General features: G+C 69.8%; 23 protein-coding genes and 1 tRNA gene. 14 read left to right on the top strand and 10 right to left on the bottom strand.

Annotated features, from left to right (window positions below; genetic code table 11):
- The first annotated feature begins 126 nt into the window (after positions 1–126).
- Positions 127–1,566: a phytoene desaturase family protein gene (gene crtI, locus P0W64_RS06180; RefSeq protein ID WP_275479190.1), complete on the top strand. Its 1,440-nt coding sequence runs from the start codon at positions 127–129 to the stop codon at positions 1,564–1,566.
- On the opposite strand, the gene P0W64_RS06175 is transcribed toward crtI, so the two are convergent.
- From P0W64_RS06175 to P0W64_RS06165, 3 genes are read right to left on the bottom strand one after another with little or no spacing between them, the layout of a single operon-like run.
- The gene (locus tag P0W64_RS06175) at positions 1,563–2,111 is read right to left on the bottom strand and encodes a dihydrofolate reductase family protein (protein WP_275479189.1); all 549 of its coding nucleotides are present in this window, start codon (positions 2,109–2,111) and stop codon (positions 1,563–1,565) included. The two genes, crtI and P0W64_RS06175, sit on opposite strands and share 4 nt — an antisense overlap.
- Before the next feature lie 11 nt (positions 2,112–2,122).
- A complete protein-coding gene (locus tag P0W64_RS06170) occupies positions 2,123–2,611 on the bottom strand; it encodes an SRPBCC domain-containing protein (protein ID WP_275479188.1) in 489 nt (162 codons plus the stop codon).
- A 4-nt stretch (positions 2,612–2,615) separates the two neighbouring features.
- A complete protein-coding gene (locus tag P0W64_RS06165; RefSeq protein ID WP_275479187.1) occupies positions 2,616–2,969 on the bottom strand; it encodes an ArsR family transcriptional regulator in 354 nt (117 codons plus the stop codon).
- A gap of 137 nt (positions 2,970–3,106) precedes the next feature.
- Here P0W64_RS06165 and P0W64_RS06160 point away from each other — a divergent pair, with 137 nt between their 5' ends.
- The 4 genes from P0W64_RS06160 (at position 3,107) to P0W64_RS06145 (ending at position 6,933) form a co-directional block, all read left to right on the top strand.
- Entirely contained in the window at positions 3,107–4,003 is an 897-nt protein-coding gene (locus P0W64_RS06160) for a metal-dependent hydrolase (RefSeq protein ID WP_275479186.1), read from the top strand.
- Positions 4,004–4,113: 110 nt separating this feature from the next.
- Positions 4,114–5,190 (top strand): PDR/VanB family oxidoreductase, encoded by a 1,077-nt coding sequence (locus P0W64_RS06155; RefSeq protein WP_275479212.1) that lies wholly within the window; start codon positions 4,114–4,116, stop codon positions 5,188–5,190.
- A gap of 10 nt (positions 5,191–5,200) precedes the next feature.
- A complete protein-coding gene (locus P0W64_RS06150) occupies positions 5,201–6,088 on the top strand; it encodes an alpha/beta fold hydrolase (RefSeq protein WP_275479185.1) in 888 nt (295 codons plus the stop codon).
- A complete protein-coding gene (locus tag P0W64_RS06145) occupies positions 6,085–6,933 on the top strand; it encodes an alpha/beta fold hydrolase (protein WP_275479184.1) in 849 nt (282 codons plus the stop codon). Before P0W64_RS06150 ends, P0W64_RS06145 begins: the two co-directional genes overlap by 4 nt.
- Before the next feature lie 69 nt (positions 6,934–7,002).
- Here P0W64_RS06145 and P0W64_RS06140 read toward each other — a convergent pair whose 3' ends face one another.
- Positions 7,003–7,839 (bottom strand): squalene/phytoene synthase family protein, encoded by an 837-nt coding sequence (locus P0W64_RS06140; protein WP_275479183.1) that lies wholly within the window; start codon positions 7,837–7,839, stop codon positions 7,003–7,005.
- A 51-nt stretch (positions 7,840–7,890) separates the two neighbouring features.
- On the opposite strand from P0W64_RS06140, the gene P0W64_RS06135 reads away from it, so the two are divergent.
- Entirely contained in the window at positions 7,891–8,763 is an 873-nt protein-coding gene (locus tag P0W64_RS06135) for an exodeoxyribonuclease III (RefSeq protein WP_275479182.1), read from the top strand.
- A 10-nt stretch (positions 8,764–8,773) separates the two neighbouring features.
- Positions 8,774–9,283, top strand: a complete 510-nt coding sequence (locus tag P0W64_RS06130; protein ID WP_275479181.1) for a hypothetical protein — start codon at positions 8,774–8,776, stop codon at positions 9,281–9,283.
- A 163-nt stretch (positions 9,284–9,446) separates the two neighbouring features.
- Here the strand turns inward: P0W64_RS06130 and P0W64_RS06125 are convergent, their stop codons facing one another.
- Entirely contained in the window at positions 9,447–9,989 is a 543-nt protein-coding gene (locus P0W64_RS06125) for a YdcF family protein (RefSeq protein WP_275479180.1), read from the bottom strand.
- Positions 9,990–10,156: 167 nt separating this feature from the next.
- Between P0W64_RS06125 and P0W64_RS06120 the strand changes: the two genes are divergently transcribed.
- Together P0W64_RS06120 and P0W64_RS06115 are read left to right on the top strand one after the other, a co-directional pair.
- Complete coding sequence (locus P0W64_RS06120; RefSeq protein WP_275479179.1) at positions 10,157–13,834, top strand: heterodisulfide reductase-related iron-sulfur binding cluster; 3,678 nt, start codon at positions 10,157–10,159, stop codon at positions 13,832–13,834.
- A 70-nt stretch (positions 13,835–13,904) separates the two neighbouring features.
- Positions 13,905–14,471, top strand: coding sequence for a hypothetical protein (locus P0W64_RS06115; protein WP_275479177.1), 567 nt, complete (start codon positions 13,905–13,907; stop codon positions 14,469–14,471).
- Positions 14,472–14,506: 35 nt separating this feature from the next.
- Here the strand turns inward: P0W64_RS06115 and P0W64_RS06110 are convergent, their stop codons facing one another.
- Positions 14,507–15,085, bottom strand: a complete 579-nt coding sequence (locus tag P0W64_RS06110) for a TetR family transcriptional regulator (RefSeq protein WP_275479176.1) — start codon at positions 15,083–15,085, stop codon at positions 14,507–14,509.
- 93 nt (positions 15,086–15,178) lie between these two features.
- Here P0W64_RS06110 and P0W64_RS06105 point away from each other — a divergent pair, with 93 nt between their 5' ends.
- Positions 15,179–16,174: an ABC transporter permease gene (locus P0W64_RS06105; RefSeq protein WP_275479174.1), complete on the top strand. Its 996-nt coding sequence runs from the start codon at positions 15,179–15,181 to the stop codon at positions 16,172–16,174.
- Between the two features lie 3 nt (positions 16,175–16,177).
- Positions 16,178–17,434: a pyridoxal phosphate-dependent aminotransferase gene (locus tag P0W64_RS06100; protein WP_275479172.1), complete on the top strand. Its 1,257-nt coding sequence runs from the start codon at positions 16,178–16,180 to the stop codon at positions 17,432–17,434.
- Between the two features lie 82 nt (positions 17,435–17,516).
- Here P0W64_RS06100 and P0W64_RS06095 read toward each other — a convergent pair whose 3' ends face one another.
- Positions 17,517–19,052: an MFS transporter gene (locus tag P0W64_RS06095; RefSeq protein WP_275479171.1), complete on the bottom strand. Its 1,536-nt coding sequence runs from the start codon at positions 19,050–19,052 to the stop codon at positions 17,517–17,519.
- Between the two features lie 90 nt (positions 19,053–19,142).
- Between P0W64_RS06095 and P0W64_RS06090 the strand changes: the two genes are divergently transcribed.
- Positions 19,143–19,736: a TetR/AcrR family transcriptional regulator gene (locus P0W64_RS06090; protein ID WP_275479170.1), complete on the top strand. Its 594-nt coding sequence runs from the start codon at positions 19,143–19,145 to the stop codon at positions 19,734–19,736.
- Between the two features lie 26 nt (positions 19,737–19,762).
- Complete coding sequence (locus P0W64_RS06085) at positions 19,763–21,349, top strand: YibE/F family protein (protein WP_275479169.1); 1,587 nt, start codon at positions 19,763–19,765, stop codon at positions 21,347–21,349.
- Here the strand turns inward: P0W64_RS06085 and dcd are convergent, their stop codons facing one another.
- A complete protein-coding gene (gene dcd / locus P0W64_RS06080; RefSeq protein ID WP_275479168.1) occupies positions 21,350–21,916 on the bottom strand; it encodes a dCTP deaminase in 567 nt (188 codons plus the stop codon).
- 20 nt (positions 21,917–21,936) lie between these two features.
- Complete coding sequence (locus tag P0W64_RS06075) at positions 21,937–22,758, bottom strand: LLM class F420-dependent oxidoreductase (RefSeq protein WP_275479167.1); 822 nt, start codon at positions 22,756–22,758, stop codon at positions 21,937–21,939.
- A gap of 89 nt (positions 22,759–22,847) precedes the next feature.
- On the opposite strand from P0W64_RS06075, the gene P0W64_RS06070 reads away from it, so the two are divergent.
- A tRNA-Gly gene (locus P0W64_RS06070) sits at positions 22,848–22,918 on the top strand.
- Between the two features lie 256 nt (positions 22,919–23,174).
- Here the strand turns inward: P0W64_RS06070 and P0W64_RS06065 are convergent.
- The gene (locus P0W64_RS06065) at positions 23,175–23,849 is read right to left on the bottom strand and encodes an HAD hydrolase-like protein (RefSeq protein WP_275479166.1); all 675 of its coding nucleotides are present in this window, start codon (positions 23,847–23,849) and stop codon (positions 23,175–23,177) included.
- Between the last annotated feature and the right edge of the window lie 17 nt (positions 23,850–23,866).

Below are 23,866 nucleotides of genomic sequence, written 5' to 3'. Positions count from 1 at the left end.
ATTGAGTCCCAGTCGCTCAAGTCGTTCGATGGTTCCAACGGGCGGAGAGTCTCACATGTTCCCGATCCTCGAAAAAAGTTGAGTCGATCCCACTCAATCAGAGAAGGCGCACGTAGACTGCCCGGCGTGCACATCGGGGTGGTCGGCGCGGGCCTCGCGGGGCTGTCCGCAGCCCTGCATCTCCTCGGCGCGGGGCACGAGGTCACCGTGGTCGAGCGGGCCGCCAGACCGGGCGGACGCGCGAGCACCGTCCGGGCCGCGGACCGCGCCGGACGCGAACACGACGTCGACCCGGGCGCGAGCGTCCTCACGATGCCGCAGCTCGCCGTCGACGCCCTGGTCGCGGGCGGACTCGACGAGGCACGGGCGCGCGCGGAACTCGACCTGCTGCCGGTCACCCCCGCCTACGTCGGACGCTTCGCCGACGGGTCCACCCTCGCGGTCCCCGACCAGCTCGACGCCCCCGACCACATGCGCTGGCAGCAGCAGATGTTCGATGCCGCGTATGAGCGCTTCATCGCGGGAGACGCAGCGCCGCTCACGTATGCGAACCCCCGGGACCTGCACAGGCTCGGCCGCATCGTCCGGTTGGGCGCGCTGACGTCGATGCAGGCACAGGTGGACCGCAGGGTGCTCGACCCGCGCGCCCGCCGCATGCTCACCTTCCAGGCCCTCTACGCGGGCGTGTCGCCACGGCAGGCCCGCGCGGTCTACGCGGTGATCTCACACATGGACGTCGGGCTGGGCGTGGTCTACCCGAGGCGGGGCATGGGCGCGGTCGCCGAGGCGATGGCCGCGCAGGTCGCGCGACGCGGCACCGTCCGGCTCGGAACGGCGGTGACGGGTCTACAGATCGTGCGCGGGCGCGCGACCGCTCTGGATACGGACACCGGTCCGCTCACCGTCGACGGCGTGGTCCTCACCCCCGACACACCCGTCACCGACCGCCTGCTCCCGCGACGCGCCCCGCGGCGGGTGCGGCTGTCGCCGTCGGCGGTCGTCGGACACCTGCTCGTCGATCCCGACGACCAGGCGGCGTGGCCGACGCAGGCCCACCACACCCTCGACTTCGGTGCCGCCTGGGAGACGACGTTCGCCGAGATCACCGCGACGCGCGGGCGCGGGCGGTGCATGTCGGACCCGTCGTTCCTGCTGACCCGGCCGGCCGTGACGACGGGCGCGCACGCACCCGTGTCGGTGCTGGCGCCGTGCCCCAACCTCGAGTCCGCGCCGATCGACTGGGCCGCCGCCGGGCCGGGCTACCTTCGGCACTGCCTCGCCACGCTGCGCCGACGCGGCTACCGCGGTATCGACCGCGGCGAGCTCCTGCGCCTCGACACCCCGGCGACGTGGGCCCGTGCGGGCTTGGCGGGCGGCACGCCGTTCTCCGCCGCCCACACGCTGACGCAGACGGGACCCCTGCGCCGCCGCAACCGCGTCCCAGGGATCCCGAACGCAGTCCTCGCCGGCTCGTTCACCCATCCCGGTGTCGGCGTGCCACCCGCCCTGATCTCGGGGCGGCTTGCGGCCCAGGCGTTTCCCCCGGGGCGATACGACCCGTACTAGGCGGCCGGCGCGGGCCGACCGGTCGGCCGGTATTCGACGAGGACGATGCGCCCGTCCAGCAGTCGCCGATCGGTGACCTCGAGATCGGCGCTGCGCACACCCTCGAACGGGGCCTCCCGTCCGCCCGCACCCACCAGGCACGGGAAGAACAGGAGTCGCATACGTCCGACCAGTCCGACGTCCAGCAGCTGCCGCACGATCGACAGGCTCCCCATGGTGCGCAGCGGCACATCGTCGGCGGCGGACCGCACATACTCCGCCGGATCCACGCGGGCCACCTCCGCCCCGGGCCAGGGGACGGACTCCAGCGCGGTCGAGAACACCGTCGTGGGAGCGGCGGCCATGCGGCGGAAGCCCTTATCGCGATACTCCTGGGGAAGCCCGTTCAGCGCGTCGAATGTGCGGCGCCCGAGCAGGATCCGCTCGCCCGGCGTACGCGCCTCCGTTATCCACCGCTCGAGGTCTGGCCCGTGGTACCCGAAGTAGCCCGGCGATGCGACGCCCTTGGCCCAGCCGTCCGCGGACAGGAACAGGTCGACGGTCACGTGGGACATGCTCACCCGTCGGCGAGGATCACATCGATCTGCCCCATGGCCTCCTTCATCCCCTCCTCCTGCCCCATGTCGAGCAGCTTCTGCATCTGCTCTGCGGACTGGAAGGTGTTGATGACGGTCATGGCGGTCCTGCCGTCCTTCGCGGCGATGGCCACGTCCATGGTTCCGTAGTCGCCCGGATCGACCGGCTCGCCGTCTTCGCCCGCGAAGCCGTCCCGGATGCTGATCGCCGACGGCTCGACGATGTCGAGGAACGTCCACCAGCCGCCGGCCTTGGTGCCGTCGGGACCGGTCATGTAGTAGCGCGACTGGCCGCCGGGGACGAACTCGTGCCGCACGAACGTGGCGGGCCACGTCGGCGGGCCCCACCACCGCTCGAGCCTGCGGGGATCGGACCACAGCGACCAGACCTGCTCGGCGGTCGCGGCGAACTCGCTCTCGATGGTGAGCGTCAGGGCGTCTGCGTCCCTGCTGCTGGATACGACGGGCATCGTGCTACTCCTGATCTCGGTGTTCTGCGAGCAGCGCATCCATGCGCGTCACCCGCCCCTGCCACACCTGCTCGTACTGCGCGAGCAGGTGTCCGGCCCGCCGGATCACCTCGACGTCGCCGCGCACGAGACGCTCGCGCCCGCTCCGCAGCTTGGTGACCAGCCCGGCCTTCTCCAACACCGCGACGTGCTTCTGGACCGCGGCGAAGCTCATGTCGTACCTGCTCGCGAGTTCGGACACCGAGTTCTCGGCGGTCAGCGACCGCATGACGATGTCGCGCCGCGTCCGGTCCGCCAAGGCGTGGAAGATCCGGTCCGTGTCGTCGTCCGTGAGCTCTGCGAGCATTGATACAACCATTTGGTTGTACATTAACTCGCCGTTGCCCCCCTTCACAAGGTCTGATAGGAGACTGGAAGATCTCTCTCACCGACTGCTAGTCTCGGCAGACGCCCGGCGGTCGACGCAGACCGCCTGCAAAGGAACGGAGTGGTCCAATGTCGTCTCGCGCCCGTACGGCCAAGAAGCACGAGCCGACCGCGGTCGAGATCCACGCTCGGAACGTGACCTTCGACTGGTCCAAGACCCCACTGGAGTGGATGCCCGGCCAGCCCGTCGCGTCCGACATCATCAGCATCCTGCACCTCATCCTCCCCGAGGGCGAGCGCTGGTTCTGCGAGGTCTACAACGAGGCCCTCCCCTATGTGAAGGACGAGGACCTGGCACGCACGATGCGCGGCTTCATCGGCCAGGAGGCCATGCACGCCGAGGCGCACGACAAGGCGGTGAGCGGCTATCTCGAGGCCCGCGGCATCGACACCGCCCCGATCCTCCGGCAGTTCGAGTACGTCTTCCGCAAGATGCTCGCGCCCCGGTCGCAGCATTCGGACAAGGCCAAGTACAACGACATGGTGCAGCGGCTGTGGCTGATCGCGGCCGTCGAGCACTACACCGCGATCCTGGGCGTGTTCGCGCTGAACAACGCGTGGGACGACTACGACGTGGACCCCACCATGGCGGACATCTGCCGCTGGCACGGCGCCGAGGAGGTCGAGCACCGCAGCGTCGCACACGACGTGGCCAACTACTTCGACCCGAGCTACTTCCATCGCTGCCGGGCCATGATCGTCGGCGTGGTGTTCCTGGTGCTTGCGCTACACCGTGCGGCCGGGTTCATGGTCCGCTCCGACTCCACGTTCGACTACTCGTATCCGCGGCTGTGGTGGGAGTACCTCAAGGGGAGCCACCGCAACGTTCTTCCCAAGCTGCGCAACGTCATCAAGTTCACGCTGCTCTACTTCAAGCCGTCCTTCGACCCGGCCTCGATCGGCTCGACCGCACAGGCGGTCGCCTACCTCGCGACCTCCCCGGCTGCCCGGGCGGCCGAGGCGTGACCTCACCGCACGACACGTCGGGCGAACGCCCAGACCTCGATGCCGCCGAGCCGCGCGGACACGACGGGGCGCATTCGCGCTTCCGGCCGCCCGGCGAGAAGGTCGCCGAGATCCCGCCGCACCTCTACGGCCGCTGGAAGCACGACCCGCTACTGCGCTTCTCCAACGCGTTCTTCAGCATCGTGCTGCCCACGTTCAACCACCTGATGCGGCCTCGGCACCTCGCCGAACCGGACCGCACGCGGACGCTGCGCATCGTCGAGCGCGAGATCGTGGCGCATGACAAGGACGTCGTCGCGCTGCGCCTCGTCGCCGACGACGAACGGCCGCTACTCCCCTGGACCCCGGGTGCGCACCTGGACCTGCTGCTGCCGTCGGGCCGCATGCGCGAGTACTCGCTGTGCGGCGACCCCGCCGACCAGGAGAGCTACCGCATCGCCGTCCGCCGCATCCCCCACGGGGGCGGGGGCTCGGTCGAGGTGCACGAGACCCTGCACATCGGGTCGACCGTGACGATCAAGGGCCCGCGCAACGGCATGCCACTGGCCGTCCCCGGTTACGGCTCGCCCGCACGCAGGATCCGTTTCGTCGCGGGCGGCATCGGCATCACACCGATCCTCTCGATGATGATCGCCGCGGAGCGCATCGGACTCGACTGGTCGATGATCTACACCGGCCGCTCCGAGGACACCATCCCCTTCATCTCGGAGGTCGAGCGCTTCGGTGACAAGGTCGAGGTACGCACCGACGACGTACACGGCATCCCGTCTGCGCAGGACCTCATCGGCGACACCCCGGACCCGACGGCGATCTACGCCTGCGGGCCGCTGCCCATGCTGGAGACGCTGCGCGTCGGCCTCATCGGCCGCATCGACGTCGAACTGCACTACGAGCGCTTCTCCGCGCCGCCGGTCGTCGACGGCCGGCCCATCAGCGTCACGCTCGCCTCGACGGGCGAGACGGTGGAGGTCGCCGCCGACGAGACCGTTCTCAGCGCGGTCCTCGCCCGCCGCCCGGGGGCGCCCTACAGCTGCCGACAGGGCTTCTGCGGAACCTGCCGCGTGCAGGTGCTCGACGGCGAGATCGACCACCGCGACCACACCCTGACCCCCTACGAGCGCGAGCACGGCCAGATGCTGACCTGCGTCTCCCGCGCCAAGGGCGACCACCTGACCCTCGACCTCTAGGACCTCACCAATGACGATCCCCGACCAGACGCGCTTCGACGTGGCCACGTCCGACGGGCTCACCCTCGCCGGATTCCGTTACGGCACAAACGACCCGGACCTCCCCACGGTGCTCGCTGTGCACGGCTACCCGGACAACCACCACGTCTGGGACGGCGTCGCCGCGCGGCTCGCGGGACGTGCGAACGTCGTGACCTTCGACGTGCGCGGCGCAGGCGAGTCCGAGGCCCCCGCGGGCAAGGCCGGGTACCGGTTCCCGCAGATCATCGACGACATCGCGCGCGTGATCGACGCGATCGGGGTCGACCGGGTGCATCTGCTCGGCCACGATTGGGGCTCGATCCAGGCCTGGCACGCGGTATGCGAGCCCGAGGTGGCGGCGCGCGTGGCGTCGTACACGTCCATCTCGGGTCCGAACCTCAACCACGGCGGCCGGATGTTCCGCTCCGTCCGGGACGTGCCCGGCGCCCTGTCCGCGGCGCAGCAGCTCGTGAGTTCGGCGTACATCCCCGTGTTCCTCACGCCCGGCGTCGCCGAGACCCTCTACCGGCGGGGCTGGGGCCAGAAGCTCATCGAGCGACTCGAGCGGCGCGGCGCGGGCCCCGTCGCCGACGGGGTATACCTGCGCAGCGACCGCGACTTCGTGAACGGCCTCAACCTCTACCGGGCGAACATGCCGCGCCCGTTCCTCCGACCCGAACCCGCGACGACGACCGTGCCCGTCCAGGTCCTCACCCCGCGTGGCGATCTGTTCGTACGGCGCGCCACACAGCTCGGCGGGCTCGACGCCTCGCCGCGTTCGCGTGACCGCGAGATCTCGGGCGGTCACTGGGTGGTGACGCAACGACCGGAGGCCGTGGTGGAACCGCTGCTCGAATGGGTCGGGGAGAACAGGTGAGTGCACCCCGGTTCATCACCACTGCCGGCCGGCGCGTCCGCGTGCGGACCACCGAGGCCGATGCCGGGCTACCCGTCGTGCTGCTGCATGGGATCACGCGCAGCCTCGAGGACTGGGACCCGTTGTTCGATCGACTCGGTGATCGGCGCCTGATCGCGATGGACCTGGCCGGGTACGGCTGGTCCGCGGCGCATCCGGACGGTGCGGACCTGCCGCAGCTCGCCGAGGGCGTCGGGCAGACCCTGGATGCGTTGGGCGTCGACGGGCCCGCGCACGTGGTCGGCAACTCGCTCGGCGGCGCGGTGACGATGGCGTTCGCGCGGCTGCGCCCGCACCAGGTCGAGACGATGACCCTCGTCGACCCCGCCGGATTCGGGCAAGAGGTCACACCGCTGCTGCGGCTGCTCGGCCTGCCGGTGCTGGGCCGCTTCCTCGCCACGCAGGTGAACCGCCCGTCCGCGGTGATCCAAGAGCGACTCATCTTCGCGGACAAGGCTTTCGCCACGCGCGAGCGCGTCGATCACGCGCTCGAGATCGGGCGGACCACCGACGCCGGCGTCACCACGTGGCGGACCTCGCGGGCGCTGGGATCACCCCGCGCAGGCATTCTCCCCGAGTGGCGAAAGGAACTCCTCGGCGTGATCAGTGCGGCCCCGCGCCCCACGCTCGGGCTGTGGGGCGACCACGACAGGATCCTGCCCCCGAAGCACCTCGAGATGTTGCGAAAGAGCCTGCCGCACGCCGAGACACACCTCCTTCCCGGGATCGGCCACATGCCGCAGCTCGAGTGCCCTGACGAATTCGCCGCACTACTCACCGACTTCCTCGCGCGAAACGCCGCCTGAGTCAGCGGTTGATCTGCCGCAAGACGCAGCGCTCAGCGTCGTTGCGCAATAGCCGACGTATCGACGCCGTCAGCGGGGCATTGCGGCAGTGCGGGCCGCTAGGCCGAGCTTGCGCCATGCCGGGATGCGGACGCGCTCGGCGCGCACGCCGGCCAGGCCGGCGGCGCGCAGGCGGGTGAGCAGTTCGCCGTAGACGTCGGCCGCCACGTACACCCCACGCCGCACGTCGCGCGGCAATCCCGCGATCGACGCACGGCCGGCGGCGAGATCGGCCTCGGCGTCGGATACGAACACGTCGAACTGTTCGGCCGTCATCGTCTCGGCGTCGGTGTCCGGGAAGTAGGAGCGGCCCAGCCGGCCGGCGTCGTACGCGAGGTCGCGCAGGAAATTGATCTTCTGGAACGCCGATCCCAACGCCCGCGCCCCCGGCGCGAGCTCGTCGTAGCGGGATGCCGCCGAGGGGGCGAGGTAGATCCGCAAGCACATGAGGCCGACCACCTCGGCAGAGCCGTGGATGTAGTCGGCCAGCGACGCCGCGGAGTGGGACGCAGCCACGAGGTCCGCGCGCATCGACGCGAAGAACGGCCGGGTGAGCTCGGTGCCGAAGCCGGTGCGGTGCGCCGTGTCCGCGAACGCGTGCACCACCAGGTTGGTGGAGAACCCGTAGCCCAGCGCCGCCTCGACCTCCCGCTCCAGCGCAGCGAGCTGTGCGGCGGGCGCCGAACCGGCGCCGTCGACCACCTCGTCGGCCACCCGGACCAGGCCGTACACGGACGCCATGTCCCTGCGCACCCGGCGCGGCATCAGGCGGGAGGCGAGTGTGAACGAGCTCGAATAGCGGGCGATGACCACGGCCGCCGACGCGTGCGCTGCGGCCGTGTATCGCTCGCGCGCCGCCTCGTCCACGGCCCCGATCCTATGCAGAACCTGTCGGTGGTCCCCGATACGGTGGACGCCATGCGCGTAGCCACCTGGAACGTCAACTCGGTCAAGCAGCGCCACGCACGGCTGCTGGAATGGCTGGACCAGCGGCAACCCGACGTGGTCTGCCTGCAGGAGCTCAAGCTCACGGACGACGCGTTCGCCACCCTGATAGGCCCGGATCTCACCGAGCGCGGCTACCAGTTCACCACTTTCGGCCAGCCGCAGTGGAACGGCGTCGCCCTGCTCTCCCGCGTAGGCCTCGACGACGTGGTGCGCGGTATCCCCGACGCGCCCGCGTTCGGCGCGGCATCCGACATCGAGGGCCGCGCGATCTCGGCCGTGTGCGGCGGCATCCGCGTGCACTCCCTCTACACGCCGAACGGACGCGAGGTCGCCTCCGACCACTACGCCTACAAGCTGGAGTGGCTCGCGAAGCTGCGCGACCAGGTGGCAGCCGACACGGTGCCGCAGCTGGTGTGCGGCGACATGAACATCGCACCCACCGACCACGACGTCTTCGATCCCGCCGCCTTCGAGGGGCACACCCACGTCACGCCGGCCGAACGCCAAGCCCTCGCCGATCTCGCGGAGCTGGGTCTGCGCGACGTGATACGCGAGCGCTGGCCGGACGAGACCGTCTTCTCCTATTGGGACTACCGCGCCGGGATGTTCCAGAAGAACTACGGCATGCGGATCGACCTCATCCTCGCCGGTCCCGAGGTCGCCGACCGCCGCGCCGCGGCATGGATCGACCGCCAGGCACGCAAGGGCAAGGGGCCGAGTGACCACGCGCCCGTGATGCTCGACCTCGACGCCGCCCCCGACGGTGACATCGGCCCGATGGTGCCGCCGCCCTCCGCCGGGCGTCCCGCCAAGAAGGGCGTGAAACTGCCGCAAGCGCAGTAACATCCGCCTGGTGCGCCGCCACCGAGACACGACGGATCTTCCGCGCGGCCAGGTCGCCGACATCGTCAAGGAGCGCATCTACGTCACCTTCACCGCCCTGACGGTGCTCATCGCGCTCGGGACGCACGACCACGTCGCGGCGGGTGACGCCCTGTGGACACTGATCCTGACGGTGGCGGGAACCGTCGCCGCCGTGACCCTCGCCGACGTGATCGCTCACATCGTGGCTCATGAGCGGCTGATGAACCGTGCGGAGTTCGGGCACGCACTCAAGGTCGCGATCGGCGCAGTGTCGGGCGTGTCCGTGCCGGTACTGCTCCTGATCGCATCCGCCGCCGGCGCCCTCGCTCCGCTCACGGCGGTGCGCATCGGCGAGGTCGTCCTCGCACTCTGGCTGGTCGGCATCGGCGTGCTCGCGGTGCGCCGGGTGTCACTGACGTTCTGGCACCAGGTGATCGTGCTCGCCGCCGAGGCCGCGCTCGGCCTCGGCGTGATCGCTCTCAAACTGCTGGCCCACTAGGCGAGCACGTCGTCGATCGGCCGCCGCAGGTGGACCTGCGTCCGGTGCCACGTCTACCGGCACAGCCCGTAGCCGAGCAGCCCTGCACAGCGACTCACCGCAGAGCGACTATGACGCTCCACACACCCCGCACCGATCGACTATGCGTGGTGGGCCACCGATTTCACCGGTGTCTTGCCATGTCCAGCGCGGCCTTGGGGCGCGAGAGGAGGTACTCGCGGGCGCGATTGCGCACCCAGGCTCGGCGCGTGCAGTCACAGGGGGCACGGACACCGTCGACGTCGAGGCCGAGGTGGCGGCCCAGCGCGACCGCTCGGCGCGCATGGAAGCCCTGCGAGACGACGAGCACCCGGGTGAGACCGAAGTCCTCGCGTGCGTGCCGGCACGTGAGGAACGTGTCGAGACCCACACCGTCGGTGAGCAGGGCGGACGCGGGCACCCCGCGGCTGCGGAGCCAGCCCGTCATGACCTCGATCTCGTCGCCCGACGTGCCTCCGGCGTTGCCCGACACCAGGATGCGCTGCACCCGCCCCGCCTCGTACAGCGCAAGGGCCGCCTCGAGCCGGCCCTCGACGAACGATCCGGGGCGCCCGCCCTTGACCGAGGCTCCGAACACTATGGCGACCGGGGCGGGCGGGGCGTCGTCGGGACCGTAGAGCGGGCCGTCCCCGCGCAGCCCGCGCGCCACCGAACTCGCAATCCACATCGTGCGCAGGCTACTTAGGCAATCCTGCACGATTCGCACGTCCCCGCCTACCTCTACCGTTGCTCTACGAGAGTGGCCAGTTTTCAGCACACCTTACTGGCGAGTAACATACAGCTCATGCCGGCTGGCCGACGCGAGCCCGGCACCGCAGCAGAAAGGTGCACGACGTGGAGCACGATGTGCAGCACCACTGGAACGCCGTGACCATCACCCTCGGCACGATCGGCGCCATCGCCTTCGTCGCCGGTTGGGCCGTCTACCTGTCCGGCGCCTGGCGCATGGTCCGCACGATCGCCCAGGGTCAGCCCGCCCCCGACCGGTGGTCCCCCTTCATCCCGCGCGCAGCCGAGGTCGTCGTCGAATTCCTCGCGCACACCAAGATGATCAAGAACCGCACCGTCGGCATCGCCCACTGGTTCGTGATGATCGGCTTCCTGGCGGGCATGATTCTGTGGTTCGAGGCGCTGCCGCAGACCTTCGATCCGCACTTCCACTGGTGGATCATCGGCGGCTGGAAGATCTATCACCTGGTCGACGAACTGCTCGGTCTCGGCACGGTCGTCGGCATCCTCGTGCTCATCGCGATCCGCCAGGTCCGGCACCCGCGCAATCCCGAGCTGCTCTCCCGTTTCACGGGCTCCAAGTTCGTTCCCGCGTACACGATCGAAGCCATCGTGCTGGTCGAGGGACTCGGCATGACCTTCGTCAAGGCCGGCAAGATCGCGACCTACGGCGAGGGCAGCAACGTCACCGACTTCTTCACGATCCACCTCGCGACGTTGCTCCCCGCGAGCCCGACGATGGTGTCCATCTTCGCCTTCATCAAGCTGCTGTCGGGAGTCACGTTCCTGATCCTGGTCGGCAGCCACCTCACATGGGGCGTCGCGTGGCACCGCTTCTCCGCGTTCTTCAACATCTACTTCAAGCGCGACCTGGGCTCGAAACGCGCTCTGGGAGCGGCGAAGCCCATGATGTCCGGCGGCAAGGTCCTCGACATGGAGACCGCCGACCCGGACGTCGACGCCTTCGGCGCCGGGAAGATCGAGGACTTCTCGTGGAAGGGCTGGCTCGATTTCACGACCTGCACCGAGTGCGGCCGCTGTCAGAGCCAGTGCCCCGCCTGGAACACCGGCAAGCCGCTGAGCCCCAAGCTCCTCATCATGAGCCTGCGTGACCACGGCTATGCCAAGGCGCCGTATCTGCTGGCCGGTGGCCGCACCGACATGGGGGGCGACGAGGTCGGCCTCGTCGACGACGAGGGCAACGTCCGCGAGAGTGAGCTGGAGAAGATCCCAGCCGAGGCCCGTGCCGAAGCCGCCCGTCCGCTGGTCGGCGGCCCCGCGGACGCTTCCGAGGGCGGCGACGCCCTGGGCGGCGTCATCGACCCCGAGGTCCTGTGGTCGTGCACCACGTGCGGTGCGTGCGTCGAGCAGTGCCCGGTCGACATCGAGCACGTCGACCACATCATCGATATGCGCCGCTACCAGGTGCTCATCGAGTCCGAGTTCCCACACGAACTGGCGGGCCTGTTCAAGAACCTCGAGAACAAGGGCAACCCCTGGGGCCAGAACGCCAGCCAGCGCACGGCATGGATCGACGAGTTGGACATCGAGATCCCCGTATTCGGCGAACACACCGACTCGTTCGAGGGCTACGAGTACCTGTTCTGGGTCGGCTGCGCCGGAGCGTTCGAGGACCGCGCGAAGAAGACCACCAAGGCCGTCGCCGAGCTGCTCGACGTCGCCGCTGTGAACTTCCTGGTCCTCGGCCAGGGCGAGACCTGCACCGGCGACTCCGCACGGCGCGCCGGCAACGAGCTGCTGTTCCAGATGCTGGCACAGCAGAACATCGCCCAGCTCGACGAGGTCTTCGAGGGCGTGCCCGCGAGCGGGCGCAAGATCGTCGTTACGTGTGCCCACTGCTTCAACGCCCTAGGCAACGAGTACCCGCAGGTGGGCGGCGAGTACGAGGTGGTCCACCACACGCAGCTGCTGAACAAGCTGGTCCGCGACAAGCGCCTGGTGCCCGTCGCGCCCCCGTCGGAGGACGTCACCTACCACGACCCGTGCTACCTCGGCCGCCACAATCAGGTCTACGAGGCCCCGCGCGAGCTGATCGGCGCGTCGGGCGCCAAGCTCAAGGAGATGCCGCGACACCTCGAGCGGTCGATGTGCTGTGGCGCCGGCGGCGCGCGCATGTGGATGGAGGAGCAACTCGGCAAGCGCATCAACTCCGACCGCGTCGACGAGGCCCTCGACACCCTCGACACGTCCGAATCCGACGGCGCGGGTACGCCCCAGAAGATCGCGACCGGCTGCCCGTTCTGCCGGGTGATGCTCTCCGACGGTGTGACGGCCAAGGCCGAGGAGCTCGGCAACGTGCCCGAGGTCGTCGACGTAGCACAGATGCTGCTCGAGTCCGTCCGTCGGGGCCAGCCCGACGGTGTGGTGGTCGGGAACCCGAACCGCAAGACGGACGCCGGCAAGCCGCTGAAGAAGGAGAAGGAGGCCGCGGAGGCCGAGGCCGCCGCCCCCGAGGCCCCGGAGAAGCCCGCCGAGTCGGCTCCCGCCGCCGCGGCGGGCACTGCCGCCGCGGGTGCCGCTGCTGCCGCGACCGGCCTGGCCGGCGGAGCGAAGAAGCCGGGCGGCCCCAAGAAGCCCGGCGGCGGCCCGAAGAAGCCGGGCGCATCGGCACCTGCCGCGGAGCCCCAGGAGTCCGCGCCCGCGGACGCACCCGCCGCAGGCAGCGGCCTGGGTGGCGGCCCCAAGAAGCCCGGGGCTGCGGGTCCCAAGAAGCCCGGGGCCGCGGGTCCGAAGAAGCCGGGCGGCGCGGGTCCGAAGAAGCCCGGGGCGGCTGCGGTTGCCCCCTCCGCCGAGGAGCCCACCACCGAGGCGGCCGAGACGGCGGCCGAGGGTGCGGCTTCCGCGGGCGGGCTGGGCATCGCCGGGGGTGCTAAGCGCCCGGGCGGCCCGAAGAAGCCCGGCGGCGCGGGGCCCAAGAAGCCCGGCGCAGCGAAAGCCGCACCCGCGGCGGACGAAACGGCACCGGAAGAGGCTGCTGCGGAGCCTGCGGCCCCCGAGGCGGAGACCACGGAACCCGCGGCCGAGAAGCCCAAGGGCATCGGCATCGCCGCAGGCGCCAAGCGACCCGGCGGACCGAAGAAGCCGGGCGCCGCCAAGCCCGCCCCCGCAGCGCCCCAGAGCGAGCCGGCCGAAGCAGAAGCCCCTGACGCCGAGCCTGCAGACGCCGCTACACCCGAGGCGGAGACCACGGAACCCGCGGCCGAGAAGCCCAAGGGCATCGGCATCGCCGCAGGCGCCAAGCGACCCGGCGGACCGAAGAAGCCGGGCGCCGCCAAGCCCGCGCCCGCAGCGCCCCAGAGCGAGCCCGCGGAAGCAGAAGCCCCTGACGCCGAAGCGGCGGAGCCGGCGGCACCCGAGGCACCCCGGCCTCAGGCGTCGGCAGAGCCTGAAGCACCCGCCGCAGACAAGCCCAAGGGCCTCGGCATCGCCGCAGGCGCGAAGCGACCGGGCGGTCCCAAGAAGCCCGGCGCCGCCGAATCCGCATCGGATACGAGGGCTCCGGCGACCGAATCGGCCCAGGACGCAGCATCGGCCCCCGAGAGCGAGGCTGTATCCGACACCGAGCAGGCGTCCCAGACCGAGGCTGCACCCGAGACCGAGGCTGTGCCCGAGACCGAGGCGCCGGCAACAACCGATTCAGCGGATGCGGCGGAGTCGGAGTCGGAAGCAGAGGCATCGTCGACGCCTGAACCCGAGGCTGGACCCAAGCCCAAGGGCCTCGGCATCGCCGCAGGTGCGAAGCGTCCGGGCGGCAAGAAGTAGAGATCCGTCCCACCCGACACGGGGCGCTGCGAACGACATTCGCGGCGCCCCGTCTCGCTGATACGGCAGGATGTACCGAGTGACCGACTACTTGACGTACGAGGAGTTCGGCCGACGCTTCTTCGAGGTCGCCGTGACGGAGGAGCGCGTCGGCTCCGCGTTCTCGGATCTGGCAGGAGAGGACTTCCAGGTCGGACCGATCCCGTCGGGCCCCGGCGGCGTGGCCAAAGTGTGGGCAGACGTTCGAATCTCCGAGCCCAAGCTGACGCGCGCGGTCGGCGACCTCATCACCTTCACGGTGAAGATCCCGCTGCGCATCGGCCTGTTGATCGACCTACGCGTGGACCGCATCCGCTACGACGTGGACGGCCTCATCACCCTCCCGCTCACCGTGCACGCCGCGAACCCGCTGGAACTGCGCATCGAGGTCGACCCGCCGCGCCCCCGCGACGTGTGGGTGGACGTGTCGTCGCACAACATCCGCGCATCGGTGGTGCGCGTGGTGGCGAGCGTCGACAACGAGATCCGGCGCTTCATCGCGCAGTACGTGGCCGACGAGATCGATAAGCCCGAGGTGAAGGCGGCACGCATCATCGATGTGGCGAAGGGCATCGAGGGCGCGTTCCACAGCCTCTGACGGCGACGCCGAGATCGGGCTCCGGGCCCGCGAAGCTAACCTCCCTCGAAGATCCGCTGCACCGCCGGCGCGAACTGTGCGACCACCTCGTCGGCGGTAAGTTGCGCGTACAGCGGCACTGCAACGATGTACCGCAGGAACATCAGCCCGTAGAGGGTGCTCGCCACCACCTGCGCCGTAGCGATGGGCACGCCGGCCTCGCGCGCGACGGTGGGCAGCATCTCGGTGGCGACGAACTCGCCGAAGGCGTGGGCTGCGGCCTCGTCGACGGCGGACGAACGGAACATCGCACGTATCCCGTCCGCCGTGGCGGGGTCGTCCCACACTCTGAGCATGGTCCGCACAAGACGCTCGCCACGCCCGCCGGGGTCCCCGCGTACCGCTCCCCCGATCACCTGACCCGGGTCGATGGGCAGGCTCATCGCCGCGATGAACAGGCCGCGCTTGTTACCGAAGTAGTACGACACGAGCGCCACGTCGACGCCCGCCTTACCCGCGATCGCTCGTATAGAGACGCGGTCGTATCCGTCGGCCGCGAAGAGTTCCTGGGCGGCCGCCAGGATGTCGTCCTTCGCAGTGCTCGCGCCGGCCCTGCGCCCGCTCCTGCTCGCCACCAGGTCACTCTACATTTCAACATCCATTGACATACAGCCGGGGTGAGCCCTACCGTGGGATTCATCATTCGTTGAAATACTTCGGAGGTCACAATGACCCGCAAGCTGATCGGTGTCCTGATCGCACTCTGCGTCGCGATACCTCTGTTGCTGCTGATGTTCACCGGCCCGGCGTCCCGGGCGAACCCGCACGACCTGCCGGTCGGCGTCGCGGGCCCGGGCGCCGCGCAGGCCGCCGCCGCACTGCAGGAGCGCGAGCCCGGCGCATTCGAGGTGCACACCTATGCCACCCCTGCGGAACTGCAGCAGGCCGCCCGCGATCGCGAGGTCTACGGCGGCGTCGCCACCGGCGCGGAGCCGCAGACGGTGATCGCCACCGGCGCGAGCCCGGTCGCCGCGCAGATGCTCACCCAGATCGGCACGCAGGCGTCGCAGGGTCGCGCGCAGGTGGTCGACGTGGCGCCCGCGTCCGCCGACGACCCGCGGGGCGCGGGTTTCGGCTCGATGGTCATGCCCGTCTTCCTCACCGGCGTCGTACTCGCCCTGGCCGCGACGTTCCTCGGCCGGCGCGCGTCGGTCGTCGCCCTGGCACTCCCCGTCGGTGCGCTGGCGGTGGGTGCCGCCGCGATCGCCACCACCTCGGCGATCGGGGTCCTGCCGGGCGGATTCGTGGCGCAGTGGCTCGCCCTGTCCGCGGGCATCCTCGCGATCGCGGCCGCCGTGGCCGGCTTCGTCGCGCTCGTCGGCCTCCCGGGCGTCGGCATCGGTGCCGCCCTGTTCCTGATCGTCGGCATGCCGCTGTCCGGCATCGCGATGCCGCCCGAGTTCCTGCCCCACATCTGGGGCACGCTGGGCCAGTGGCTGCCGCTGGGCGCCACCGGGAGTGCACTGCGGAGCGCGGCGTTCTTCGGCGGCACGGCGGGCGCGGGCGGGGCCTTCCTGGCGCTCGGGGCGTGGATCGTCGCCGGGTACTGCCTCCTGGCGATCGGCGCCGCACGCCACCACGGGTCCGCCACCGACCACGAGCTCGAAGGCGGCGAGACGACGGAGTCGCGGGAAAAGTCCTTGCCGCAGCCTGCGACTATGTAACCCATGAGTAGACCGCATGTGCCCCACATCCGCACCGAACTCAAGCCGCTCGAGCAGTCCGCCAAGCTGCAGAACGTGCTGTACGAGATCCGCGGACCCGTGGTGGCACAGGCGGCACGACTGGAGGCCGAGGGGCACCGGATCCTCAAACTCAACATCGGAAACCCGGCGCCCTTCGGCTTCGAGGCGCCGGACTCCATCGTCCGCGACATGATCCTCACGCTCCCCGAGTCGCAGGGCTACAGCGAGTCGCAGGGCATCGTCTCCGCGCGCCGCGCAGTCGTCACCCGCTACGAGGAGGTCCCCGACTTCCCGTATTTCGATATCGAGGACGTCTACCTCGGTAACGGCGTCTCCGAGCTCATCACCATGACCATGCAAGCCCTACTGGACAACGGCGACGAAGTTCTCATCCCGGCGCCCGACTATCCGCTCTGGACGGCGATGACCAGCCTCGCCGGTGGTACGCCGGTGCACTACCTGTGCGACGAGGAGAACGATTGGAACCCGTCCGTCGAGGACATCGAGGCGAAGATCACCCCCCGCACCAAGGCGATCGTCGTGATCAACCCCAACAATCCCACCGGCGCCGTCTACTCGCGCCGCACGCTGCAGCAGATCGTCGACCTGGCCCGCAAGTACTCCCTGCTCATCCTGGCCGACGAGATCTACGACCGGATCCTTTATGACGAGGCGCAGCACGTCTCCATCGCCACCCTGGCGCCCGACCTCCTGGTGATGACGTTCAACGGGCTGTCCAAGGCGTACCGCGTGTGCGGTTACCGCGCGGGGTGGGTCGTACTGACCGGACCGAAGGAACACGCCGCCGGCTTCGTCGAGGGCCTGACGTTGCTGGCCTCGACCCGACTCTGCCCCAATGTGCCTGCGCAGCATGCTATTCAGGTCGCACTCGGCGGGTACCAGTCGATCAACGACCTGGTGCTGCCCGGGGGTCGGCTACGTGAGCAGCGCGACGTGGCCTTCGAGAAACTCAACGCCATCGACGGCGTCAGCTGCGTGAAGCCGCGCGGTGCCCTGTACGCGTTCCCGAAGATCGACCGCGAGGTCCACGAGATCCACGACGACGAGCGTCTCGTCCTCGACCTGCTCAACGAGGAGAAGATCCTGCTGGTCCAGGGCACCGGCTTCAACTGGCCGACCCCGGATCACCTGCGCGTGGTCACCCTCCCCTGGGCGCGCGACCTCTCCGTCGCCCTCGAACGCTTCGGCAACTTCCTGTCCTCGTACAAGCAGAAGTAACCGCGTCACGAATCGAGGCCTGAGGACGTCTATCCCGCTATATAGCGGGATAGACGTCCTCAGAGCGCGTTTCGTGACGGGCTCAGCGCCGACGCAGCAGGAGCACGGCCGCCAAAGCGCCCGCCAGACACGCGATCGCCGCGACCAGTGTGGCGCTATGCATCGCATCGACGAACGCGACACGTACCGCCTCCAGCACTGCGCCGCCCGATGCGGGCACGGACCGTGCGACCTGCACCCCGGCCGCGACGGATGACGACGCCGCCTCCCTCGCCGCGCCAGGCATCGGCACACCCGCAAGCAGGTCGCCGACCCGTGACGCGAACACCGTCGACATCACCGAGCCGAGCACCGCCACGCCGAGTGTCCCGCCGATCTCACGCGTGGTGTCGTTGACCGCGGAACCCGATCCGGCCCGATCCAACGGCAGGGCCGTCATGATCACCTCGGTCGCCGGCCCCTGCACCAGCGCCAGTCCCGCCGCCATGAGCGACATCGCAACGATCACCAGTCGCCAGTACGACGAGTCGGTACCCGTGACCAGTACCAACGCGAACCCCGCGGCCATCGTCGTCATCCCCGCGGCGATCAGCGCCCATGACGGCACTCGCCTGCTCGCCGCCATCGCGAGTGGCGAGCAGACGGCCATCACGGCCGCGAAGGGCAGCGTGTGCAAACCCGCCGACAGTGTCCCGTAGCCGCGCACCAGCTGGAAGTACTGCGTGACCATGAAGATGAAACCGAACAGAGAGAAGAACGCCACCGCGATGACCGCTGCGGACGCGGTGAACCGGCGGTGCGTGAACAGGCCGACGTCCAGGACGGGATGCTCAGCCTTCAGCTCCCACCCGATGAGGGCCGCCCCCAGGACGACTGCGCCCCCGAACCCCGCAAGCGACGCCGCGGAGGCCCATCCGTGATGCGGTCCCTCGATGACACTCCACACCAGCGTCCCGACGGCGCCGATAGACAGCACCAGCCCCGTCCAATCGAAGCGCCCCACGCTCTTCGATCTCGATTCCGGCAGCACCAACACCCCTACCACCAGCGCCACAAGCCCGTAGGGCACCGCGATCCAGAACACCGACGGCCACGAATAGTGCTCGAGCAGCCACCCGCCGGCCACGGGGCCGACCGCGACGCCGATGCCCGCCATCGCGGCCCACACCCCCACGGCGGCTGCACGCTCGGCGCGGGCGCGGGGACCGTCGCCGGCGAACCGATCCATGATGAGCGCCAGGGTGGCGGGGAAGACGAGCGCAGCCGCGGCACCGAGCCCGGCACGCGCGGCGATGAGCGCGTTCAGCGTGGTCACCGAGGCGGCGACCGCCGACATCGCGGCGAACGCCGCTACCCCGACCAGCAGAACCCGCTTGCGGCCGAGGCGATCCGACGCGTGGCCTGCGCCGAGCAGCAGCCCGGCGAATACGAGCGTGTACGCGTCTACGACCCACTGCAGCCCGGACGTTCCGGCACCGAGGTCGACGGCGAGCGTGGGCAGGGCGACGTTGACGATGGTGTTGTCGATCATGACCAGGAGGACGGTGGCACACAGGACGCCGAGAACGACCCAGCGGTCGGCGTGCAGGCGCTCCCGAACTTCAGAGGTGGTGGACACGGCGTGGGCTCCGATCAGTTGTAGAACCTTGTTCTATATCAATAGAACAAGGTTACATTCTTCGTGTCAAGCCCGGTAACATCGGCGTCCATGACCAACACCCCCACGCGCACCAGAACCGCCGACGTCCGCGGGGCGCTCGTGGGCGCCGCGATCGCCGTGCTCGAGCGCGAGGGACTTCGGGGCCTTACGGTGCGCGCAGTAGCCAAGGAGGCCGGCGTCGCACCCATGGGGGTCTACAACCACTTCACCGACAAGAGCGGGCTGCAGCTCGCCGTGGTCGACTTCGGTTTCGCCCGCCTGGCCGACACGATTCGCGCCGTACCCGATGCAGAACCCGTCGCGCGAATGCTCGCGTGCGGACACGAGTACCGCCGCATCGCCCTCGAGCACCCCCAGGTGTATCGGTTGATGTTCGGACCCGACAAGGGCCACGGGGGCCTCGACAATCCGCCGCGGGCGTTCGACGCTCTCGTGCAGACGATCCTGTTCGCGCAGGCGGGCGGGGTCGTCCGCCCCGGCGAGCCGACATCGCTGGCCAAGAACGTCTGGGCGGCCATACACGGCGCCGTCATGCTCGAGCTGGACGCGGTCGGCCCACCCGACCTACCGACCAGCACGAGCGACGACTACGACGGCGTGCTCGCGATGATCCTGCGCGGCCTCGCGCCCGACAGTGCATGACCCGGATCGTCGGTAGGGTCGTTCGCGTGAACACCGAGCCGCCGCACCGCGAAGACCGGCACGTCGTCGCCCACGCGCACAGCGCGGCGCACGATCATGACGACGAACCGCACGTGCACAGTCACGATCTCGGCCCCGTCGCACTGGGTCGCTGGGCGACGCGCGCCGTCGTCGGGATCCTGGGCGCGGTAGCTGTAGCAGTCGTCGTCGGCGCGGTCGTGCTGTGGCCGTCGCACCTCCGGGTGTCCCTGCCCGACGTTCCGGGCTCGTCGCCGACGGCGAAGGGGACGGTCGAACACACCGTTCTCGGTAAGTGCGACTTCACCGCGCGCTCGAACGGCACCTTGGCGAGCAGCGAGCCGTCGCTCACCCCGGATACCGCGGGCGGCTGTCTGAACAGCACGGTCAAGATCACGTCCGGACCAGACGCCGGTGCGTGGACGCAGTTCTCCATCGGCACTCTGCGCGTCGCGAGTTCGACGACGCCCGGTGTGGCGACCACGAGCGGCGTCGACGAGACCAAACCCGCCACGCCCGGCGCCGGGCAACCCGACCTCGGGCCGGGTACCAGGATCGTCATGGGGTACACGCCGGCGCAGAACGGCGTGGCACCGGCATATTCGTTCTACGACTACGCCCGGGGCGTGTCCCTGTGGGTGTGGGGGCTGCTGTTCGCGGCGGTCGTGGTCGCCGTCGCGCTGTGGCGTGGGTTGCGCGCCCTGATCGGGTTGGCGATCGCCGGGATCGTGGTGGTCGGCTTCGCACTGCCCTCGATCCTGCAGGGGAACTCCGCCGTGTGGGTCGCGTTGGTGTCGTCCGCGGCGATCCTGTTCGCCGTGCTGTACCTCGCGCACGGGCTGTCGCTGCGGACCTCATCCGCCCTACTCGGCACCCTGTCAGCGCTTGCGCTGTGCGCACTGCTGTCTTGGCTCGCGGTGACCACCACCAAGGTCACGGGTCTCAGCAGCGACGACACGGCCAACCTCCAGGCCTACGCGTCGTCGGTGTCCATATCGGGAATCCTGTTGGCGGGCTTCGTCATCGGCGCATTGGGTGTGCTCAACGACGTGACCATCACGCAGGCGTCGGCGGTGTTCGAGCTGGCGCGGCTGTCGCCGAAGGCGTCGCGACGGCGGACGTTCTTCTCCGCGATGCGGGTAGGCCGTGACCACATCGCGTCGACGGTGTACACCCTCGTCTTCGCGTACGTGGGCTCCGCTCTGCCGCTGCTGCTGCTGTTCTCGGTGGCCGGGCGGCCGCTGGGCGAGGTGCTGACGTCAGACGCCGTTGCCATCGAGCTCGTGCGCTCGTTCGTCGGCGGGATCGGGCTCGCACTGTCGGTCCCGTTGACCACGGCAATAGCGGTACTGCTGGCGAAGCCCAGGCACAGCGCCGTGAGCGAGGCAGCCGTCGATCGCTACGCGCACTCGCACCCCGGGCAGGACGTGTCGTCGGTCCCGCTGCGTAAGCGCCCCTCCGCGCCCCAGCCGCAGGCACCGGCATCGCGCGCCGCGCAACCGCCTGCGCCCACGCCGAGGACGGCGCCGCGACCCCGGTCGCCCCAGCCCGCTCCGGAACCGCCCCGCGGCGGACGGCACTCGATGCCGGACTGACTACTTCTGGAAGTTCAGGTACGCCTTCGACGGCGTCGGTCCGCGCTGGCCCTGGTACTTGGACCCGACAGACGCGCTGCCATACGGATGCTCCGCGGGGCTGGAGAGCCGGAACAGGCAGAGCTGCCCGATCTTCATGCCCGGCCACAGCGTGATCGGCAGGTTGGCCACGTTGGAGAGCTCCAGCGTGATGTGACCAGAGAAGCCCGGGTCGATGAACCCCGCAGTCGAGTGCGTGAGCAGGCCGAGCCGCCCAAGCGACGACTTGCCTTCGAGCCGCCCGGCGAGGTCGTCGGGCAGGCTGCAGACCTCCAGAGTCGAGCCGAGCACGAACTCGCCGGGGTGTAGGACGAACGGCTCACCCTCACCGGGTTCGACGAGGCTGGTCAGCTCGTCCTGCCGCTCGCGCGGGTCGATGTGGGTGTACCGGTTGTTGTTGAACACCCGGAACAACCCGTCGAGGCGGACGTCCACGCTGGACGGCTGGACCATCGCCGCGTCGAACGGGTCGATTCCGAGGCGCCCCGACTCGAGCTGGGCGCGGATGTCGCGATCGGAGAGCAGCACCCGGTCAGGGTAACCGGCGGCTACTTCAGAGCGGCCGCGAGCGCCCGATAGCCCGCGGACGGATCGTCGCCGAGCACCTGGATCACGACCTGGTCGGCACCGGCGTCGAGGTGCTCGCGCAGTCCGGTGGCGACGGTGTCCACGTCGCCGTGCAGCGCGAGCGCGTCGATGAGGCGGTCACTCCCCTCACCCTCGAGGTCCTCCTCCGTGAAACCGAGGCGGAGCAGGTTGGCGCGGTAATTCTGTAGGCCGAGGTAGAACTCGACGGTGGGTCGCGCGATCTCCCGCGCGCGAACCGCGTCGGTCTCGAGGACGACCTTCTGCTCGGGAACGAGAAGCACACCCTTCCCGAGGATCTCTCGCGCCTCGCGCGTGTGTTGCGGGGTTGTCAGGTAGGGGTGCGCGCCGGCCGTGCGGGCCGCGGCGAGGCGCAGCACCCGGGGACCGAGCGCGGCGAGTACTCGCTCATCGGCGGGGACGCCGGCAGCGTCGAGGCCGTCCAGATAGGCGACGAGCGCTTCGTACGGCTTGACGTACTCCTGCGTCGCCTCGCGGTGGCCGGCGCCGATACCCAGCAGGAAGCGCCCAGGGAAGCGGTCCACGATGCGCCGGTGCGAAGCCGCGACGGTCGCCGGGTCGTCCTGCCAGATGTTGACGATGCCGGTGGCGATCACCAGCGAATCCGTGGCGGCGAGGGCCTCGTCGACGAAGCCGAGGTCGCCGGAGGGCGAGCCGCCCGCCCAGATCGCGCCGTAGCCGAGGCGCTCCCCCTCGATCGCAAGCTGCGGGGTGAGTGTCGAGTGATGGGTCCAGATGCCGATGCGTCCAAGGTGTGCAGTCACGCTAGGTTGTAACGCCGGCGGCGCCGATACGCTTCCCGCTCGCCGTGTTATGCTTCTGGCCGCGCGTTCGGGAGTTCCCGGGCGGCTCTGCCGATGTAGTTCAATGGTAGAACTCCTGCTTCCCAAGCAGGTAGCGCGGGTTCGATTCCCGTCATCGGCTCCGTAACGAGACCCCCTGCGCCGCAGGGGGTCTCGTTATTACAAGGTCGGGTCTGAGCCACGACCGATCTCCGAACCCGCCAACCGCTGAAGGTGGTGATGGGGCGAGTCGGTTCGTCGACCTCGACCCACGTGAGCTCTGACGGGTCGAACATCGCGGCCGAGTCGGCGCCGCCGGACTTCCTCTGGGTGCGCGGCGGAGACGTGTTCACGCTCCGGATGGCGCTGGCGCCCACCGTCATCTGAACCGACTCTGCTCAGAGGGCCGCGAGAAGCTCACGCGGATCGGTGAGATCGGGCAGCACTACGTGCGCTCCGGCGGCACGGAGATCGTCGGTGGAGTACGAGCCGGTCGCGACACCCACCGCGACGGCGCCGTTCACCAGCGCGGCCTCCACGTCGAGCGGCGTATCCCCGACGATGAGGATCCGGTCGGGTTCCAGACTCGCGCCGTATCGGCTCGCCAGCCGCTCACGGGCCACGTCGACGAGATCCGGCCGGTAGGTGTGGTCGTCGCCGAACGCGGCCACGTCGAGGTCGAGACCGCGGGCCCCGACGGCCGACAGCTTGAGTCGTCCGATCGCCTCGAGGTTCCCGGTGAGGACCGACTGCAGCACCGTCGGGCCGGCCGCCGCGGCGACGGCAGCGGCCGCGCCGGGCAGGGCACGTACGCCTACGGGGTCGACGACGCCCTCGCGCGCGAGTTCGCCGACCAGGGCCTGGACACGTGGCTGCTCGCTCTCGTCGCGCCCCAGTAGGGCGAGCATGTCGCGAAGGATCGACTTGTCCGTGCGCCCCGCCGTCGGGACGCCGTCAGGCGCCGGCACCCCGTACAGCCGGAGGAACGCCTGGCCCATGATCGCCTGGCCGAAGCCGTACGCCTCCAACAACGTTCGGTCCAAGTCCCACAGGATCAGCCGCTCCACCGCCACGGCCAGAACCTAGCACC

It is taken from the genome of Tsukamurella sp. 8F (assembly GCF_029167375.1).
In the GTDB taxonomy this organism is placed as follows: Bacteria; Actinomycetota; Actinomycetes; order Mycobacteriales; family Mycobacteriaceae; genus Tsukamurella.
The sequence above is the reverse complement of the archived record's forward strand: the minus strand, read 5'-3'. Positions and strand labels throughout refer to the sequence as shown.

What these genes read in the sequence shown, in the direction of transcription:
- P0W64_RS06170 (WP_275479188.1), bottom strand. Translation starts at nt 2,611, where the DNA reads ATGCCCGTCGTATCCAGCAGCAGGGACGCAGACGCCCTGACGCTCACC.
- P0W64_RS06165 (WP_275479187.1), bottom strand. Translation starts at nt 2,969, where the DNA reads ATGGTTGTATCAATGCTCGCAGAGCTCACGGACGACGACACGGACCGG.
- P0W64_RS06160 (WP_275479186.1), top strand. Translation starts at nt 3,107, where the DNA reads ATGTCGTCTCGCGCCCGTACGGCCAAGAAGCACGAGCCGACCGCGGTC.
- P0W64_RS06150 (WP_275479185.1), top strand. Translation starts at nt 5,201, where the DNA reads ATGACGATCCCCGACCAGACGCGCTTCGACGTGGCCACGTCCGACGGG.
- P0W64_RS06135 (WP_275479182.1), top strand. Translation starts at nt 7,891, where the DNA reads ATGCGCGTAGCCACCTGGAACGTCAACTCGGTCAAGCAGCGCCACGCA.
- P0W64_RS06125 (WP_275479180.1), bottom strand. Translation starts at nt 9,989, where the DNA reads ATGTGGATTGCGAGTTCGGTGGCGCGCGGGCTGCGCGGGGACGGCCCG.
- P0W64_RS06115 (WP_275479177.1), top strand. Translation starts at nt 13,905, where the DNA reads ATGTACCGAGTGACCGACTACTTGACGTACGAGGAGTTCGGCCGACGC.
- P0W64_RS06105 (WP_275479174.1), top strand. Translation starts at nt 15,179, where the DNA reads ATGACCCGCAAGCTGATCGGTGTCCTGATCGCACTCTGCGTCGCGATA.
- P0W64_RS06100 (WP_275479172.1), top strand. Translation starts at nt 16,178, where the DNA reads ATGAGTAGACCGCATGTGCCCCACATCCGCACCGAACTCAAGCCGCTC.
- P0W64_RS06090 (WP_275479170.1), top strand. Translation starts at nt 19,143, where the DNA reads ATGACCAACACCCCCACGCGCACCAGAACCGCCGACGTCCGCGGGGCG.